Raw genomic sequence first — 16,946 nt, forward strand, 5'->3', positions numbered from 1 at the left:
GCGTCCGCCCCCGCCCCGACCGCCCCGCAGTGATCACGCCTAACCTCGGTACATGCCCGACCTTGCTTACTACGCCTCACTGCCGCGCGCCCGCGGCGCCGCGGCGGCCCTGCTGCTGGACGACCTCGGGCGGGTCCTGCTGGTCAAGCCCACCTACAGCGAGGGCTGGTATCTCCCCGGCGGGGTCATCGAGGCCGACGAGTCCCCGCTGTCGGCCTGCCTGCGCGAGTGCGAGGAGGAACTCGGCCTCGTCCCCCGCCTGGACGGCCTGGCCTGCGTCGACTGGGGCTCCCCGCGCGACGACGGGGTCGACGCCGTCAACGTGTTCGTCTTCGGCGGCACCATCACCGGCGCGGAGATCGCCGCGATCCGGCTGCCGCCCGAGGAGCTGTCCGACCACGTCCTGGTCGCGCCGGAGAAGATCCCCGAGCTGGCGCCGCCGCACGTCTCCCGCCGGATGGACCCCAGCCTGCGGGCCATGGCCGACGGCCGCGCCGTCTACCTCGAGGACGGCCGCGAGCAGCCCTTCGGCGCGCGCCGCGCCTGACCCGCGCCCCGGACCGGCCGCTGAGCCGGGGTCAGACCGGGACCGCGTCCTGGATCTGGCGGGCGCCCTCCGGGTCGACGGCCCGGGCGCAGTGCGCGCAGCAGTAGAAGTGCCCGCTCACCTCCACACCGTGGCCCAGGATGCGGCACTGGCAGTGCTCGCAGATCGGTGCCATCCGGTGCACCGCGCACTCGAACGAGTCGAACGTGTGCACCTCGCCCTGCGCGTGCACCTCGAAGGCCATCGCATAGTCGTTGCCGCAGACCTCACAGGTCGCCATCGGTCCTGTCTCCGTTCCCCCGCCGCCTCGCGACCACCTGCCTACCCGGCGCGGCGCGCATCTACCACCCGCCGCCGCGCCCGTTGCGTCTCCCGCCGCCTCACCACCGGCGGGGACGCGCGGTGCGGCGGAGTTAGCACCCGCGTACGACCCGTCACACGCGCCCGAAACCTCGCGCTCCTACGTTCGGTCTTCCGAACCGACCCGGGAGAGCACCGATGACCGTCACCACCCGAGCCCCGCGCGGGGACCGCACCCGCCCGCCGAAGGGCCGCTGGATCGAGGACTGGCGGCCCGAGGACCCCGCCTTCTGGACGGCCCGCGGCGCCCGGACCGCCCGCCGCAACCTGGTCCTGTCGATCTTCGCCGAGCACATCGGGTTCTCGGTGTGGACGCTCTGGTCGGTCCTCGTGCTGTTCCTCGGGCCCGCCTACGGCATCGACCCGGCCGGCAAGTTCACCCTCACCGCCGTCCCCGCCCTCGTCGGCGCGGCGCTGCGCATCCCCTACACGCTCGCCGTCGCCCGGTTCGGCGGCCGCAACTGGACCGTCTTCAGCGCGGCCCTGCTGCTCGTCCCGGCGGTCCTCGCCGCGACCCTGATCGAGCCCGGCGTCTCGTTCACCACGCTGCTGGTCCTCGCGGCCGTCGCCGGCGTCGGCGGCGGCAACTTCGCGTCCTCGATGGCCAACATCAACGCGTACTACCCGCAGCGGCTCAAGGGCTGGGCGCTCGGCGTCAACGCCGGCGGCGGCAACCTCGGCGTCGCCGCCGTCCAGCTCGCCGGGCTGCTCGTCCTCGCCACCGCCGGCGCCGACCACCCCCGCCTGCTCGCCGGAATCTACATCCCGCTGATCGTCCTCGCCGCACTCGCCGCCTGGTTCCGCATGGACAACCTGGCGCGGGCCCGCAACGACCGGCGCGCGATGCGGGACGTGTGCCGCGACGCCCACACCTGGATCATGTCGGTGCTCTACATCGGCACCTTCGGATCGTTCATCGGGTTCGGCTTCGCGTTCGGGCAGGTCCTGCAGATCCAGTTCGCCGACGACTTCGGCACCCCGGCCGAGGCGGCCTGCCTGACCTTCCTCGGCCCCGCGGTCGGGTCGCTGATCCGCCCGGCCGGCGGCCGGCTCGCCGACCGGCTCGGCGGCGCCGCCGTCACCTTCTGGACGTTCGTCGCGATGGCCGCGTCCGCCGGCCTGGTGCTGGCCGCGTCGCAGCGCGGATCGCTGGCGCTGTTCCTCACCGGCTTCGTCCTGCTGTTCGCGTGCAGCGGCGTCGGCAACGGCTCCACGTACAAGATGATCCCCGCCATCTTCCGGGCCAAGGCCCCCGAGGACGAGGCGCGCCGGCTGTCCGGGGCGCTGATCGGCATCGCGGGCGCCGTCGGCGCGTCCGGCGGCGTCCTGGTCAACATCGCCTTCCGGCAGTCGTTCCTGGCCGCCGGGACCGGCGACGGCGCCTACCTGGCGTTCATCGCCTTCTACGCCGTGTGCTGCGTCCTCACCTGGGCGGTCTACCTGCGGCCCCGCCCGGGCAGGCTGGAGGGGGTCTGACGGGCGGCCCGCCGCCGCGCCCGCCCCGGCCGGTCGTCGCGCTCGGGCCAGCGCGGCGACCGGCCCGACGAGCGCAGCACCGCCTCCCACGGGTCGCCGGCGGCGAGCGGCAGGTGCGGGACGCCCCAGTGCCACGCCGACACCAGCAGGTCGGGATCGCGCGGACGGTAGTCCTCGCCGGCCGCGCGGGCCATGTCCCAGGCGTGCAGGTGCCACTCCACGCACGCCGCGCCCGCGTGGTCGCCGACCGTGTACTTGGTGCCCCGGTAGATCAGGTGCGTCCGGTCCCACATGTCCGGCATCAGGTCGGCGTACGCGCCGGCCGACACCCCGAACGCCATGATCCGGTCGGGGCCGGGCTCGCGCGGCAGCACCGCGAGCTCGGCCGCGTTCTGCCGCGCCTGCTGCCGGATCAGCACCGCCGTCGCCGCGTCCTGCGCGAACAGCGTCGCGAGCCGGCTGTCGGGCGCGTCCTGGAGGTACTCCAGGAAGTTCTCCGCGACGCACCGCAGATGCCCGGCGAGATCGATCAGCCGCCAGTCGGCGCAGGGCGTCGGCACGTCCCAGTCGCCCACGCGCTCCGCCAGCGCGCGGATCGCCTTCACCCCGTCCTGGTAGGACTCGAGTACGCGGCCCCGGTCAGGCGGCGTGCGCTCCACGTGACATCCCCCAACGTCCAGAGCACCGTGTGCCCTCTCCGCCGGGGCGCGTCCGCGCGCACGTCATCGACCCCGCGACGTGCGGTGGGACTCCCCCGGCGTTCCCCGAGAGGGCAGACTTTCAAAGTTCGGTGGCCGGTGCCACCCGGTGACGCTGTGTCGCCACACGTCCCGGAAACGGCTCAGCCGAGCGCGGACGGCACCGTCTTGAAGCTGAGGCGGTGCGCCTCGCGGGCCGTGCGCAGGCGGTCGACCTCGTCGGTCCACGGGCGCACGGCCGGGCGCGCCTTGGCCTTGCGGTAGGCGATCTCGGCGGTGCGGCGGGTCTTGGCGTCCTGGGTGTCGACCGCGTAGACCTTCGGGCCCATCGCGACCCGCTCGGACGCCTCGGCGGCGGCGAGCACCGCCGTCATCGCCCGGTCGAACGCGGTGGTCAGCGCCCGCAGCTCCGGCAGGGGCGCGTCGGCGGACTGCGCGTCCCGCAGCGCCCGCTCGGCGTCGCCGGCCGCCGCGAGCCGGTCCTCGTACTCGGCGGCCAGCCGCTGGTCGGCCTCGTACGGCTCCGCGACGTCCTTGCTCACACGGCGGCCCAGCGGCATGGTGGTACTCCCTCGACGGTCGGCACTGTCCGGTCGAGGGTAAGCGTACGCGGGGTTCCGGCGTGTCGTGGCGGCGGACACCCGGCATCGGCCCTTTACGCAGTAAGGTCAGTTCTCATGGTCCGGCAGCCCAGCATCAACGCCCAGCACCGCGCGCCGCTGTCCACCGAGCGGATCATCGAGGCGGCCCTGCACATCGTGGACGGCCAGGGACTCGGCCGCCTCACGATGCGCCGCCTCGGGGACGCCCTGGAGGTCGAGGCGATGGCGATCTACCACCACCTCCCCCGCGGCAAGGAGCAGCTCCTCGACGGCCTCGTCGCGCACGTCGCCTCCGCGCCCGCCGCCGACGCGCCGTCGCGGCGCTGGCAGGACGTCCTGCGCGGCTGGGCCGGCGACTACCGGGGCCGGCTGATGGCGCACGCCGGGGTCCTGCCCCTGGTCGTCACGCGCCGCAACCCCGCGGCGCTCACCACCACCGTCGCCTCGCTGCGCGAGGTCATGCGGCGCGGCGGCGTCGGCGAGGCCGCCGCCGCCGTCGCCGCGCACACCCTGCTCGCCTACGTGATCGGCCACACCGCCCTGGAGGCGCGCGGCACCGACGAGGACGGCGCCGACCGCGCCGTCGACTGGGACGCCCGGTTCACCGCCGGCCTCGACCTCGTCATCGCCGGCGTCCGCTGACCCGCGGCCGCCCGGCGGCGGACGCCGGCGCGCCGGTCAGGGCGCCAGGAGCCCGTCCTCGACGACGAGGACCTCCAGATGGCGCGGGCCGTGGACGCCCTCGACCCTGCGCATCTCGATGCCGTGGGTCGCCGACGGGCCGCTGATCCAGGTGAGCGGCCGCGCCGGGTCCAGCCGCGTGACCGCCTCCGGGACCGTTCCGACGATCTGGTCGGCGTGCACCACGCACAGGTGGAAGCCGGGCACGAGCGTCAGCGCCCGCCTGCCCTGCCCCCGGCCGCCGTCCAGGACGACCGTGCCCGTCTGCGCGATCGCCGCCGCGCACCCGGTCACCACGGCGTCCACGCCGGCGAGGGCGCCGGCGTCCAGGGGCGGAGTGTCGGCCAGGGCGCGGACGCCGTCCAGCTCGGCGAGCCACCCGTACGGCAGGTCCGCCGGGACGGCGATCTGCTTGGCCTCCCGCGCCCACAGCGCGGCGGCCACCGCGGTGCCGAGCTCGTCCGCGCCGACGTGCCGCACGGCGGCCCGGTTGTCGGCGACCCGCTCGGTGAACAGGGCGACGACGTCCGCCCGCGTCGCCGCCTCGGCCTCCGGCAGCCGGCGCGCGTAGCCGCGCGGGACCGGCGGGCGCGCGCCCCGCGCACCGCCGAGCGCCTCCCGCACCCGCCGCAGCATCTCCTCCCGCCCGCTCACCGCCGCCTCCCGTGCCACCAGGCGCGGAAGGTCTGCGCGGGCGGCGCCGGCAGGTCGCGGGCCTCGGTCCACGTGCCGAGCAGGCCGGGCAGCCGGCGGATCCGCCCGCCGCGCGACAGCAGGCGCGCCCACCGGGTGCCGCTGCGCACCGCGGCCTCGTGCCGGCGCGGGTCGCCCATCGTCCAGGCCAGGCCGCGCATCAGCACCATCTCCGGTGTCGGGACGGGCCGCCGGCGGCGCGACTCCACGACCTTGCCGCGCAGGTGGACCAGCACGTCCGGGATGTCGATCTTGACCGGGCAGACGTCGGCGCAGGCGCCGCAGAGCGTCGAAGCGTACGGCAGCGACGCCGCCGCCGCGCTCTCCACACCGCGCAGCTGCGGGGTGAGGATCGCGCCGATCGGCCCCGGATGGACCGGCCCGTACGGGCCGCCGCCCGTGCGCTCGTAGACGGGGCAGACGTTCAGGCAGGCCGAGCAGCCGATGCAGCGCAGCGCGGCGCGGCCGACCTCGTCGGCGAGCGCCCTGGTGCGGCCGTTGTCGAGCAGGACGAGGTGGAACGCGCGCGGCCCGTCGCCCGGCGTGACGCCCGTCCAGGACGAGACGTACGGCGTCATCCGGTCACCGGTCGACGACCGCGGCAGCAGCTGGAGGAACACCTCCATGTCATCCCATGTCGGGACGACCTTGTCGATACCGGCGACGCAGATCAGCGTCTCCGGCAGCGTCACGCACATCCGCGCGTTGCCCTCCGACTCCACCACCACGGCCGTGCCGCTCTCGGCCACCAGGAAGTTCGCACCGGTGATCGCGACGCCGGCGCGCAGGAACGGCTCCCGCAGGTGCGCGCGGGCCGCCGCGGCCAGGGCCTCCGGCTCGTCGGGCAGATCGGCTCCGGCGGCGGGCATCGCGCGCCGGAACAGCTCCCTGATCTGCGCGCGGTCGCGGTGCGCGGCCGCGGACAGCAGATGGGACGGCTCGTCCTCGCCGAGCCGGGCGACCAGGTCGGCGAGCGCCGTCTCGCGGACCGCCACTCCCATGCGGGCCAGCGCGTCGTCCACGCCGATCTCCCGGACCGCCAGCGACGCCGCCTTCACGACCTCCGCCGCCCCGGCCGCCCGCACCAGCCCGGTGACGACCCGGCGCGCCTCGGCGGCGTCCACCGCCCAGTGCACGGTGCCGCCGGCCTCGGTGACGGCCCGCTCCAGCTCCTCCAGGTGCACGTCGAGGTCGCGGAGCGCCGCCTCCCCGATGGCGCGGCCGGCCTCGCGCAGCTCCTCCCAGTCGGCGGGCTCCCCGGACGCGGCGGCCGTCCGCTCGCGCAGCACCGCGGTCGCGCCGCGCAGGTTGCGGCGCAGGCCGGTATCGGCCAGCGCGGGCCGGGCCGCGGCGGCGAACTTCGGCATCGGCAGCGGGACCGGCCCGCCCCGCGGCGCCCCGGTCACGACGGGCCCGCCGAGGCGAGGATCTCGGCCAGGTGCATGGTGCGGACGCCGGCGCGCAGCCGCGACAGCGCCCCGCCGATGTGCGCGAGGCAGGAGTCGTCGACCGCGCACACCACGTCCGCGCCCGTGCCGCGGATGTGCCTGACCTTGTCGGCGACCATCGCGACCGACACGTCCGCGTTCTTCATCGCGAACGCCCCGCCGAACCCGCAGCACTCCTCGGCGTTGGGCAGCTCCACCAGGTCGATGCCCTGCACGGCGCGCAGCAGCCGCAGCGGCCGGTCGCCCGCCTTCAGCGTCCGCAGCGACTGGCAGGACGGGTGGTAGGTGACCCGGTGCGGGAAGTAGGCGCCGACATCGGTGACCCCGAGGACGTCCACGAGGAACTCGGTGAGCTCGTAGACGGCGAGGCCCTCGGCGGCGCGGGCCAGGCCGGGGTCGCGGGCCGCCCGCGCGAGCCGCGGATAGGCGTCCCGGACGGCGGCGGCGCACGACGCCGACGTCGCGACCACGACGTCGCCGCCCGCGAACGCCGCCGTGTACGCGCGGGCCAGATCGGCGGCCTCGCGGTGGTAGCCCGCCGACCAGTGGATCTGCCCGCAGCACGTCTGCCCCGATGGGAATACCACGTCATGGCCGAGACGTTCCAAAAGGACGGTCACGGCCCTCCCCGCATCGGGGAACAGCGCGTCATCGAAGCACGCGACGGACAACGCGACCCGCATCGGCCTCACTCCCCCTACGCCCTGAGGCGTTCCCCGAGCGACATCGTAGGGGGTTTGCGGCCCGTCGGCGTGTCGTTCTCCGTCCGTTATCGCGCGGGAGGGACCCTATGCCTGGCACCTCGGAGTGAGGGCGGTCACATCCGCCCGGTACTCCCGTACCAATGGACAACCGTCCCAACGGGCTATAGCCGATGGGCGCGAACCACTTCACACTGGGGTGCGTCATTAAAGGAAAGCCACGACCGACCAGTAGTTGAGACCGGAGGCACACCATGTGCCCGCACCAGCCGCCCTGTCCCTCGCACGACGCACCCGACCGCGACGCCGCCCGGACGCTGGCCGCCCACCCCGAGCAGGGGTGGAGCCTGCTGTGCAACGGCGTCGTGCTCTTCGAGGACACCGGTGAGCTGCTGCCCGACGGGGGAGTCATCGCACCGCACCGGCCGACGGACCTGCAGGCGCCGTCCGCCGCTTGAGCGGTCTCCACGGGGGACTAGTTCGAACGGGTGATCATCCTCGGGGGCACTGCCCACCCTGCCCTTGACCTCCGGGCCCGCACCGGGCCCGGAGCGACCCACCGCTCCCGGCCCGTCCGCGCGGACGGGCCGTTCGCATGTCCGGGGCCGGTCAGCGCGCCGCCCACTTGCGCAGCCACGGCTCCGCCGCCCGGCCGACCGCGGCCGGGTCCTTGTCGAGGTCGTGCCGCTCCCCCGCCAGCACCACCACGTGGGCGGCGTCCGCCTCGTCCGGCACGCCGAAGGGGTCGCGGTCGCCGTTGACGACGAGGACCTCCACCCCCGCCGAGCGCAGTTCGCCCACCCGCGTCTTCTCCGGCCTGCCCGGCGGGTGCAGCGGGAACGCCAGCGCCAGCACGCCCGCCGCCCCGGCCGCCGCCGCGGTGCGGCACGCCACCCGCGCGCCGTTGCTGCGCCCGCCCTGCACGAGCGGGACGTCCGCGAACCTCCCCCGCACCAGGCCGACGATCTCCAGCCACGCCTCGTCCTGCTTGGCCGGCGAGCCGGGCGCCCGCCGGCCCGCGTACCGGAACGGCTGCGTCACCCGCGCGACGGCGCCGCCGAGCCCGAGCGCGGTCTCCCGGACGGCGAGCAGGTCGGGCGCGTCCACGCTCCCGTTCGATCCGTGCGTCAGGACCAGCAGGAACGCCGGATCGGCGGTCTCGTCGAGCGTCACCTCGGCCGGCCCGTGCGCCGTCAGGACATCCATGCGCCCCCCTCCATGCGCCCACCGTAGCGGCCCCGTCCGGTGATCTCTGCGGCAGACTGGCCGCATGGAGAAGATGACGGAGAGTGAATGGCGCGCGTTCGTCATGGAGGGCACCCGCACCGGCAAGGCGGGCGTCATCCGCAAGGACGGCTCCCCGCACGTCACGCCGATCTGGTTCGTCCTCGACGGCGGCGACCTGCTGTTCAACACGAGCCGCCACAGCGTCAAGGGCCGCGTCCTGGCCCGCGACCCGCGCCTGTCGGTCTGCGTGGACGACCAGGCCCCGCCCTACTCGTACGTGCAGATCCAGGCGGAGGCCGCCCTCGTGGAGGACCTGGACGAGATGCGCCGCTGGGCGACCGCGATCGGCGGCCGCTACATGGGCGCCGACCGCGCCGAGGAGTTCGGGGCGCGCAACGCCGTCCCCACCGAGTACCTCGTCCGCGCCCGCATCACCCGGGTGGTCGCCGAGCGCGCCATCGCCGACTAGGCGTCCGGCCAGCCGGGGACGGGCGTGCCCATCGCCAGCCGGAACCGCTCGGCGAAGCTCTCGTGCAGCAGCGGCCCCCACAGGTAGCCGCTCGGGACCCGCACCGCGCCGCCGAGCACCTCGTGGGCGTCGTCCGCGCGGTGCTCGGCGTACCGGACGGCGAGCAGCGCGTACATGTGGTCGAGGGCGCCGAACGCCTCCCCGGCGAGCGCGGGCAGCGTCCCGTCCGACACGGCCTGCTCGACGACCGGCTCCCACCACAGGTCGGCCTCGCCGTCCTCCTCGCCGAAGTCGCGGCGGATCCGCGCCCGCACCTGCGGCGCGATGCCCGGGTCGGCCAGCCCGCGGCGCCACACCTCGCCCGCCTCCGCGCCGCGTCCGCGCAGCGGCAGCGTCCGCGCCAGCAGCTCGGTCGCCAGCGGCCCGGCCTCCGGATCCGGCGGCTCGGCCGCCAGCGCCGCGCCGAACGCGCCGATCGCCTGGTCGAGGTAGGAGATGCCGAGCGCGACGGCGAGCCGCGCGTACGCGTGCGGCGCGGCGGCCCGGTCGACCAGCCGGAGCCCCGCCGCCAGGACCCGCTGGGCCCGCGCCGGGTCGCCGCGCTCCAGCAGCCGCTGGGCGAGGTCGTGCGCGGCGAGCGGCCCGTACTCGGCGTCGCCCGTCCCGACCGCCGCCTCCCAGTGCTCCCGCGCCGCGTCGAAGTCGCCGGCGTCGTCGGCGATCCGGGCGAGCGCCAGGTGGGCGGGCGGCAGGTAGGCGGCGTTGCCGAAGTCGACGACCGCGCCCCAGGCGGACGCCGCCCGCTCGGGCTCCCCGGCCCGCTCGTGCGTGAGCGCCAGATGGTAGGCCGCGCGCGGCCCGTACTCGGGGTCGCCGGTGGCGATCGCGACCGCGTCCGCCTCCCGGGCCCGGGCCACCTCCCCGGCGTCGTCCAGGACGACGGCGAGCCCGAGCGCCGCCCGCGCCCGGCAGGGCGTCTCGCCCATGGCGAGCACCTTCTCGAACAGCAGCGCCGCCCGCCCGGCCTCGCCGTTCTCGGCGAGGTCGCGGGCCTCCTCGCACATCTGCGCCGGGTCGGACGTCTCGTCCGGCAACTCGCTCATCGGCCTCTGCCCTCTGCGGCTCCGACAACTCCGCACCGAGACTAGCGACCCGCCCCCGCCGCGTCCCGCGACGACACGACGAACCCCCATCAAGATCACGAATTCGCCCAGGGGCGGCTCCGTCAGTCCTCGAAGGCCTCCGGGGGCGGGCAGGAGCAGACCAGGTTGCGGTCGCCGTAGGCCTGGTCGATGCGGCGGACCGGGGGCCAGTACTTGTCCTCGCGCAGGGACGGGAGGGGGTAGGCCGCCTCGTCGCGCGTGTAGGCGTGCTTCCAGTCGTCGGAGATCAGGCAGGCGGCCGTGTGCGGGGCGTTCTTCAGCGGGTTGTCCTCGCGGTCGTAGCCGCCGTCGGCGACCCGCTGGATCTCCCGGCGGATCTCGATCATGGCGTCGCAGAAGCGGTCGAGCTCGGCGAGGTCCTCGGACTCGGTGGGCTCGATCATCAGCGTGCCGGCCACCGGGAAGGACAGGGTCGGGGCGTGGAAACCGTAGTCGATGAGGCGCTTGGCGACGTCCTCGGCGGTGATCCCCGTCTCCTTGGTGATCTTGCGGAGGTCGGCGATGCACTCGTGCGCGACGAGGCCGTTCCGGCCGGTGTAGAGGATCGGGTAGTGCGGGGCGAGCCGGGCGGCGAGGTAGTTGGCGCCGATGATCGCGCCCTCGGTGGCGGCGCGCAGTCCGTCCGGGCCCATCATCGCGATGTAGGCCCAGGAGATCGGCAGGATGCCCGCCGAGCCCCACGGCGCCGCGGAGACCGGGCCGACGCCGGTGTCCGGACCGTCCTCCAGCCCCCACCCCCCGCCATCCAACGGACTCGCTCCGCTCGGCGCCCCCGCCTCGGCGCGCAGCGGGTGGTTCGGCAGGAACGGGGCGAGGTGCTCGCGGACGCCGATCGGGCCGACGCCGGGGCCGCCGCCGCCGTGCGGGATGCAGAACGTCTTGTGCAGGTTGAGGTGCGAGACGTCCGAGCCGAACTCGCCCGGGCGGGCCAGCCCGACGAGGGCGTTGAGGTTGGCGCCGTCCACGTACACCTGGCCGCCGGCCTCGTGCACCGCCGCGCACACGTCGGTGATCGTCTCCTCGAAGACGCCGTGCGTGGACGGGTACGTCACCATGATCGCGGCGAGCCGGTCGCGGTGCTCGCCGATCTTGGCGTGCAGGTCGTCGAGCGCGACGTTGCCGCGCTCGTCGCACGCCACGACGACGACGCGCATGCCCGCCATGACGGCGCTGGCGGCGTTGGTGCCGTGCGCCGAGGAGGGGATCAGGCAGACGTCGCGGTGCTCCTCGCCCCGGGAGGCGTGGTAGCCGCGGATCGCCAGCAGCCCGGCGAGTTCGCCCTGGGAGCCCGCGTTCGGCTGGACGGAGACCCTCGCGTATCCGGTGATCTCGGCGAGCGCGTCCTCCAGCTCGCCGATCAGCTCGACGTAGCCGGCGGCCTGGTCGATCGGCGCGAACGGGTGGACGTTCGCGAACTCCGGCCAGGTGATCGGCTCCATTTCGGCGGTCGCGTTCAGCTTCATCGTGCAGGAGCCGAGCGGGATCATGGAGCGGTCGAGCGCGACGTCCTTGTCCTGGAGGCGGCGCAGGTAGCGCAGCATCGCGGTCTCGGAGCGGTGCGCGTGGAAGACGGGGTGGGTCAGGTAGGGGCTCTCCCGGCGCAGCGCGTCCGGGATCGCCTCGGCGGCGGACTCGGCGGGGGCGGCGCCGAACGCCTCCAGGACGGCGGTGACGTGCTCGGGCAGCGTGGTCTCGTCGCAGGCGATCCCGACCCGGTCGGGGCCGTCCGGGCGCAGGTTGATCCCGCGCTCGCGGGCGGCGGCGACGACCTCGGCGGCCCGGCCGGGCACGCGGGCGAGGACGGTGTCGAAGAACGCGCCGTGCACGACCTCCACGCCGGCGGCGCGCAGCCCCGCGGCGATCTCGGCGGCGCGGCGGTGCGCGCGCTGCGCGATCGCGGCCAGCCCCTCGGGGCCGTGGTACACCGCGTACATGCTCGCCATCACGGCGAGGAGCACCTGGGCGGTGCAGATGTTGCTGGTGGCCTTCTCGCGGCGGATGTGCTGCTCGCGGGTCTGCAGCGCCAGCCGGTAGGCGGTGGCGCCGTCCGCGTCGACCGACACTCCGACGAGCCGTCCGGGCAGCTGGCGCTGGATGCCCTCGCCGACCGCCATGTAGCCGGCGTGCGGGCCGCCGAACCCGTAGGGGACGCCGAACCGCTGCGCGGACCCCACGGCGATGTCGGCGCCGGACTCCCCCGGCGGGCGCAGCAGCGTCAGCGCGAGCAGGTCCGCGGCCACGACCGCCTTGGCGCCGCGCTCGTGCGCCTGCGCGATGACCGGCGCCAGGTCGCGGACGGCCCCGGACGCGCCCGGGTACTGCAGCAGCACGCCGAAGAAGTCGCCGTCCGGCAGCCCGCCGGACAGGTCGGCGGTGACCACCTCGATGCCGAGCGGGACCGCGCGGGTCCGGACGACCTCGATCGTCTGCGGCAGCGTGTCGGCGTCGACGAGGAACGTCCCCGGCTCCCTGCGCCTGGACACGCGGTGCGCGAGGGCCATCCCCTCGGCGGCGGCGGTCCCCTCGTCCAGCATGGAGGCGTTCGCGACGGGCAGCCCCGTCAGGTCGGCGACCACGGTCTGGAAGTTCAGCAGCGCCTCGAGCCGGCCCTGCGAGATCTCCGGCTGGTAGGGCGTGTAGGCGGTGTACCAGCCGGGGTTCTCCAGGACGTTCCGCATGATCACGCCGGGGGTGGTCGTCCCGTGGTAGCCGAGCCCGATCATGGACGTCAGCACGGTGTTGCGGGACGCCAGCTCGCGGAGCCGGTCCAGTGCCGCGGTCTCGCTCAGCGCGGGCGGCAGGCCGAGCGGGCGGGCGGTGCGGATCGCGGCGGGGACCGCGGCGTCGATCAGCGCCTCGGCGCCGGAGTAGCCGATGGCGGCCAGCATCCGGGCCTGCTCGTCCGGGCCGGGGCCGATGTGCCGGTCGGCGAACGCCGAACGCGGATGCTGCGGCGCGGCCACGGGCGCGAAGAACTGGGCGGTCATGGAGGGCCTCCTGGCTGCTGCGGTCGCTCAGGTCCGCCGCCGGCGCGGGCCGGCGGCAGGTCTCCCCCTCTGTCATCGGCACCTGAGAGCTTCACCCGCGCGGCGGGGTTTCCCCTTCGGTGAGCCGCCCTTCCCCGGCTGCGGGGATCGACGCCTGCTTTCCAGAGGTGCCTCGCCCGAGCGGTCCTTTTGCCTGAGAGGTTCCGGGGAGGTTGCCCCTTCGGCGCCCCACGCTGGCCGCGTGGGGTCTCTCCCGCACAGGGTCGACGGCATGTCCTAGGCGAAACCCTACCCAAAGCCGGCTCCCGGCCGTCGTTCCGCCCCGGACACGGGTGCCGCCGCCACCGTCCCCCGGGTCGTACCGGCCGGTACGATGTGCACACTCACCTGGGACAAGACGGACCTCGGGCCACGGGGGCGGAGATGGGGCTGCGGGGTGCACGCGCGACCGGCCGGACGCCGGCCCGGCACTCGACGGCGCGCCGCCGCTTCTGGGACGCTGATCACGATGACGGACGGTCGGGGCGGCGGTACGGCGTGACACAGACCCGCGACGACACGGTGCGCCCGCGGCACGGCGCGACCGCCGGCGTGCCCGTCGACGAGCCCGCCCAGCCGGACCGGATCCGGCGGCCCGCCGACGCGATCAGGTTCGCCGGCTCGGTCGTGGGGCTGGCCGCGGTGATGCTGCTGGTGTCGATCGCGCAGCAGACCACGCACGGCCTGCAGACCGACATCGCGCAGGGCACCGCGCACGCGCCGCGGCTGCTGCTGACGCTGGCGACGCTGGTGTCCAGCTTCGGGGTGCTGGCGGTGCCGATCGCGTTCGCGGTCGAGCGGCTGTTCCACAAGGACGGCACGCGGGTCGCGATCGCGCTGCTGGCCGCCGTGATCGCGTTCGGCATCACGGTCGGGCTGGACGACCTGGTGGTGCGGGCGGCGCCCGGCGGCGTCCTCGACTCGCTGATCTGGGGCGGCACCGAGACCGCGCCCGTGCACACCGACATCGCGCCGGTCATCGCGTTCGTCAGCGCGGTCGGGATGGCGGGCCGCGCCCGCTGGCAGGCCGCGACCTGGACCATGATCGGGCTGGCCGCGCTGACCGGGCTGACCGCCTCCTACGCCTCCGTCGCCGCGCTCGCGGCCACCTACCTCCTCGGCCGCGCCATCGGCCACGGCACCCTGTACGCCGTCGGCACCCCGAACCCGCGCCCGACGGGGGCGGCGGTCGTCGCGTCGCTGGAGCGGCTCGGGCTGCGGCCGAAGCGGGGCGCGCGGCTGGACGAGCCGTCCGACGACACCGAGGACGGCCGCCGCTACGGCGTCGTCCTGGCCGCGGGCGCCGCCGCCGGGTACGGCCCCCGCCCTCCGCTCGGCCGCGGCGCCCACGGCGACTGGGACCTGGAGGTCCGCGTCCTGGACCGCGACCAGCAGACCGCCGGGCTGCTGTACCGGATCTGGCGGCTGCTGCGGCTGCGCGCCACCACGACCGGGCGGACGCTGCGGTCGCTGCGCCGGTCGCTGGAGCAGGAGTCGCTGATGGCCTACGCGGTGGACGCGGCGGGCGTCCGCACGCCGCGGCTCATCGGCACCTGCGAGGTCGGCACGGAGGCGGCGCTGCTGGCCTACGAGCGCGTGCCGGGGCGGCGGCTCGGCGACGTCCCGGACGAGGAGATCACCGACGATGTGCTGACCGACGTCTGGCGGCAGTTCCGGTCGCTGCAGGCGGGGCGGCTCGCGCACCGGCGGCTGGAGGGCGGCGCGCTGCTGATCGGCGAGGACGGCCTCGCCTACGTCACCGACCTGCGCGCCGGCGAGACGGCGGCGGGCGACCTCGCGCTGCGGCTCGACCTGGCGCAGCTCCTCACCACGCTGGCGCTGCGGACCGGGCCGGAGCGGGCGGTGCGGACCGCCGCGGCCGTGCTGGGCGAGGAGGCCCTCGGCGCCGCGGTGCCGCTGCTGCAGCGGGTCGCGCTGTCCCGGGCGACGCGGCAGGCGCTGCGCCGCGACCGGGAGCCGCTCACCCGGATCCGGGAGCAGATCGTCCGGCTGAAGCCGGAGGTGGAGGCGGCGCCGGCCCGGCTGGAGCGGTTCCGCCCCCGGACGATCTTCAGCGTGGTGGCCCTCTCGTTCGCCGCCTACATCGTCATCCCGCAGGTGACGAGCCTGGACGTCGGCTACCTGGCGGCCACGGCGAGCTGGCACTGGGTCGCCGCGGCCCTCGGCGCGGCCGCGCTGAGCTATGTCGCGGCGGCGCTCATGCTGATGGGCTTCGTCCCGGAGCGCCTGCCGCTGGGCCGGACGGTCCTGGTGCAGGTCGCCGCGTCGTTCGTGAAGCTCGTCGCCCCGGCCGCCGTGGGCGGCGTGGCCGTCAACACCCGCTACCTGCAGCGCTCGGGGGTGCGCCCCACCCTCGCGGTGGCGAGCGTCGGCGCGTCCCAGCTGGTCGGGATGGTCACGCACATCCTGCTGCTGGTGCTGTTCGGGTTCCTCACCGGATCCTCCACGAAGGCGACGCAGGATCTGGCCCCGTCCCGCACGATCGTGATCGCCGTCCTGGCGCTCGGTCTCGTGGCTGGCCTGGCGCTGACGGTCCCGCGCGTCCGCCGCGTCGTCACCTCGCGCCTGAAGAGCATGTTCTCGGGCGTGGTGCCGCGCCTGGTGGACGTGCTGCAGTCCCCGAGGAAGCTGTTCACGGGCATGGGCGGCACGCTGCTGCTCACACTGGCCTTCGTGCTGTGCCTGGACGCGTCGATCCGCTCGTTCGGCGGCTCGCTGCCGTGGACGACCGTGGTCCTGGTCTTCCTCACCGCGAACGCGGTGGGTTCCGCCGCGCCGACGCCGGGCGGCCTGGGGGCCGTCGAGGGCGCCCTCACCCTGGCGTTGACGATCTCGGGCCTGTCCGCGGAGACCGCGACCTCGGCGGTCCTGCTCTACCGGCTCTTCACACTCTGGCTGCCGGTGCTGCCCGGCTGGGGGGCGTTCACCTACCTGCAGCGCAAGGAGTCGCTCTGACCGTCAGCCGGTGCGGCGCGCGCGCCGCCGGTTGGCGAGCTCATCACGGGGGTGTTCGGGAGGGTCCGCGGCGGCCCGCTCACCGGGCAGCTCCGCGAGACTGCCCTCCACCTCCTGCCAGACCCGGCCGAGCGCTATGCCGAACACGCCCTGCCCGCCCTGCAGCAGGTCGACGACCTCGTCCGCCGACGTGCACTCGTAGACGCTGACGCCGTCGCTCATCAGCGTGATCTGCGCGAGGTCCTGCACACCGCGGTCGCGCAGGTGCGTCACGGCCGTCCGGATCTGCTGCAGCGACACCCCCGTGTCGAGCAGCCGCTTCACGACCTTGAGCACCAGGATGTCGCGGAAACTGTACAGGCGCTGGCTGCCCGACCCCTGCGCCGCGCGCACGCTGGGCTCCACCAGCTTCGTCCGCGCCCAGTAGTCGAGCTGCCGGTAGGTGATCCCCGCCGCGGCGCACGCCGTCGGGCCGCGGTAGCCGACATCCTCCGGCGGCACCGACACCTGCGTGTCGAAGAGCAGCCCCTGCTCTCCGGCACGGCGGGACGCCATGTGCCTGTCGGGGGTCGCCTTGCCCTCGCCGCTGCTCACCGCCACGCGGACCTCCGGCTTCTATCATCCCGTGGCGGTTCGTCAAGGGGGTTTGACGAATTACACCACGGGTGTTCCACCAGCACGGTAGGTGCCGGTCAGGGTGTGGTCAACGTTCACCGTCGGCGCGTCGCATGCCCGGATGAACCGGCTTCACGTGGGCAAACTGCGCACCTCCGCCACCTAGGCACTCCTACCCCGATGCGCCGCCGCCAAAAACCACCAGGTCCAGGACGATGCGCGCATTTATTACACCCCTCCCCCAATACCACCCGCACCCAACAC

Annotated in this window: 16 protein-coding genes and 2 riboswitches; of the genes, 6 read left to right on the forward strand and 10 right to left on the reverse strand. The window is 75.0% G+C overall.

The window, feature by feature from the left end; all coding sequences use genetic code 11:
* Positions 1–52 precede the first annotated feature (52 nt).
* Entirely contained in the window at positions 53–547 is a 495-nt protein-coding gene (locus E1284_RS28280) for an NUDIX domain-containing protein (RefSeq protein ID WP_131943197.1), read from the forward strand.
* A 31-nt stretch (positions 548–578) separates the two neighbouring features.
* Here E1284_RS28280 and E1284_RS28285 read toward each other — a convergent pair whose 3' ends face one another.
* The gene (locus tag E1284_RS28285) at positions 579–827 is read right to left on the reverse strand and encodes a hypothetical protein (protein WP_131943198.1); all 249 of its coding nucleotides are present in this window, start codon (positions 825–827) and stop codon (positions 579–581) included.
* A 218-nt stretch (positions 828–1,045) separates the two neighbouring features.
* On the opposite strand from E1284_RS28285, the gene E1284_RS28290 reads away from it, so the two are divergent.
* Positions 1,046–2,383, forward strand: coding sequence for a nitrate/nitrite transporter (locus E1284_RS28290; RefSeq protein WP_131943199.1), 1,338 nt, complete (start codon positions 1,046–1,048; stop codon positions 2,381–2,383).
* Here E1284_RS28290 and E1284_RS28295 read toward each other — a convergent pair.
* Positions 2,344–3,042: a maleylpyruvate isomerase N-terminal domain-containing protein gene (locus E1284_RS28295; RefSeq protein WP_131943200.1), complete on the reverse strand. Its 699-nt coding sequence runs from the start codon at positions 3,040–3,042 to the stop codon at positions 2,344–2,346. The genes E1284_RS28290 and E1284_RS28295 overlap by 40 nt on opposite strands.
* 182 nt (positions 3,043–3,224) lie before the next feature.
* Complete coding sequence (locus E1284_RS28300; protein WP_131943201.1) at positions 3,225–3,641, reverse strand: plectin; 417 nt, start codon at positions 3,639–3,641, stop codon at positions 3,225–3,227.
* Positions 3,642–3,758: 117 nt separating this feature from the next.
* On the opposite strand from E1284_RS28300, the gene E1284_RS28305 reads away from it, so the two are divergent.
* Complete coding sequence (locus E1284_RS28305; RefSeq protein ID WP_131943202.1) at positions 3,759–4,325, forward strand: TetR family transcriptional regulator; 567 nt, start codon at positions 3,759–3,761, stop codon at positions 4,323–4,325.
* A 36-nt stretch (positions 4,326–4,361) separates the two neighbouring features.
* On the opposite strand, the gene E1284_RS28310 is transcribed toward E1284_RS28305, so the two are convergent.
* From E1284_RS28310 to E1284_RS28320, 3 genes are read right to left on the reverse strand one after another with little or no spacing between them, the layout of a single operon-like run.
* Positions 4,362–5,018, reverse strand: coding sequence for a LutC/YkgG family protein (locus tag E1284_RS28310; protein WP_243714793.1), 657 nt, complete (start codon positions 5,016–5,018; stop codon positions 4,362–4,364).
* On the reverse strand, positions 5,015–6,424 hold the full coding sequence (locus tag E1284_RS28315) for a lactate utilization protein B (RefSeq protein ID WP_131943211.1): 1,410 nt from the start codon (positions 6,422–6,424) through the stop codon (positions 5,015–5,017). Before E1284_RS28315 ends, E1284_RS28310 begins: the two co-directional genes overlap by 4 nt.
* A gap of 35 nt (positions 6,425–6,459) precedes the next feature.
* Positions 6,460–7,188, reverse strand: coding sequence for a (Fe-S)-binding protein (locus E1284_RS28320; RefSeq protein WP_131943203.1), 729 nt, complete (start codon positions 7,186–7,188; stop codon positions 6,460–6,462).
* 272 nt (positions 7,189–7,460) lie between these two features.
* Here E1284_RS28320 and E1284_RS28325 point away from each other — a divergent pair, with 272 nt between their 5' ends.
* Positions 7,461–7,664 carry a DUF5999 family protein gene (locus E1284_RS28325; RefSeq protein WP_131943204.1) on the forward strand — a complete coding sequence of 68 codons (204 nt, stop codon included), beginning with the start codon at positions 7,461–7,463 and terminating at the stop codon, positions 7,662–7,664.
* A 151-nt stretch (positions 7,665–7,815) separates the two neighbouring features.
* Here E1284_RS28325 and E1284_RS28330 read toward each other — a convergent pair whose 3' ends face one another.
* Complete coding sequence (locus E1284_RS28330) at positions 7,816–8,412, reverse strand: alpha/beta hydrolase family protein (protein WP_131943205.1); 597 nt, start codon at positions 8,410–8,412, stop codon at positions 7,816–7,818.
* A gap of 64 nt (positions 8,413–8,476) precedes the next feature.
* Between E1284_RS28330 and E1284_RS28335 the strand changes: the two genes are divergently transcribed.
* The gene (locus tag E1284_RS28335; protein WP_131943206.1) at positions 8,477–8,902 is read left to right on the forward strand and encodes a PPOX class F420-dependent oxidoreductase; all 426 of its coding nucleotides are present in this window, start codon (positions 8,477–8,479) and stop codon (positions 8,900–8,902) included.
* Here the strand turns inward: E1284_RS28335 and E1284_RS28340 are convergent.
* Together E1284_RS28340 and gcvP are read right to left on the reverse strand one after the other, a co-directional pair.
* Entirely contained in the window at positions 8,899–10,005 is a 1,107-nt protein-coding gene (locus E1284_RS28340; RefSeq protein WP_131943207.1) for a tetratricopeptide repeat protein, read from the reverse strand. The two genes, E1284_RS28335 and E1284_RS28340, sit on opposite strands and share 4 nt — an antisense overlap.
* Before the next feature lie 122 nt (positions 10,006–10,127).
* Entirely contained in the window at positions 10,128–13,052 is a 2,925-nt protein-coding gene (gcvP, locus tag E1284_RS28345; protein ID WP_131943208.1) for an aminomethyl-transferring glycine dehydrogenase, read from the reverse strand.
* Positions 13,053–13,111: 59 nt separating this feature from the next.
* Positions 13,112–13,223, reverse strand: a riboswitch (glycine riboswitch).
* Positions 13,224–13,318, reverse strand: a riboswitch (glycine riboswitch). It abuts the riboswitch before it with no gap.
* 157 nt (positions 13,319–13,475) lie between these two features.
* On the opposite strand from gcvP, the gene E1284_RS28350 reads away from it, so the two are divergent.
* Entirely contained in the window at positions 13,476–16,067 is a 2,592-nt protein-coding gene (locus E1284_RS28350; protein WP_131943209.1) for a lysylphosphatidylglycerol synthase transmembrane domain-containing protein, read from the forward strand.
* Between the two features lie 3 nt (positions 16,068–16,070).
* Here the strand turns inward: E1284_RS28350 and E1284_RS28355 are convergent, their stop codons facing one another.
* Positions 16,071–16,667: a MerR family transcriptional regulator gene (locus E1284_RS28355; protein WP_243714794.1), complete on the reverse strand. Its 597-nt coding sequence runs from the start codon at positions 16,665–16,667 to the stop codon at positions 16,071–16,073.
* Positions 16,668–16,946: the final 279 nt, after the last annotated feature.

The sequence above is a fragment of the Actinomadura bangladeshensis genome (genome assembly GCF_004348335.1).
Taxonomy (GTDB): domain Bacteria; phylum Actinomycetota; class Actinomycetes; order Streptosporangiales; family Streptosporangiaceae; genus Spirillospora; species Spirillospora bangladeshensis.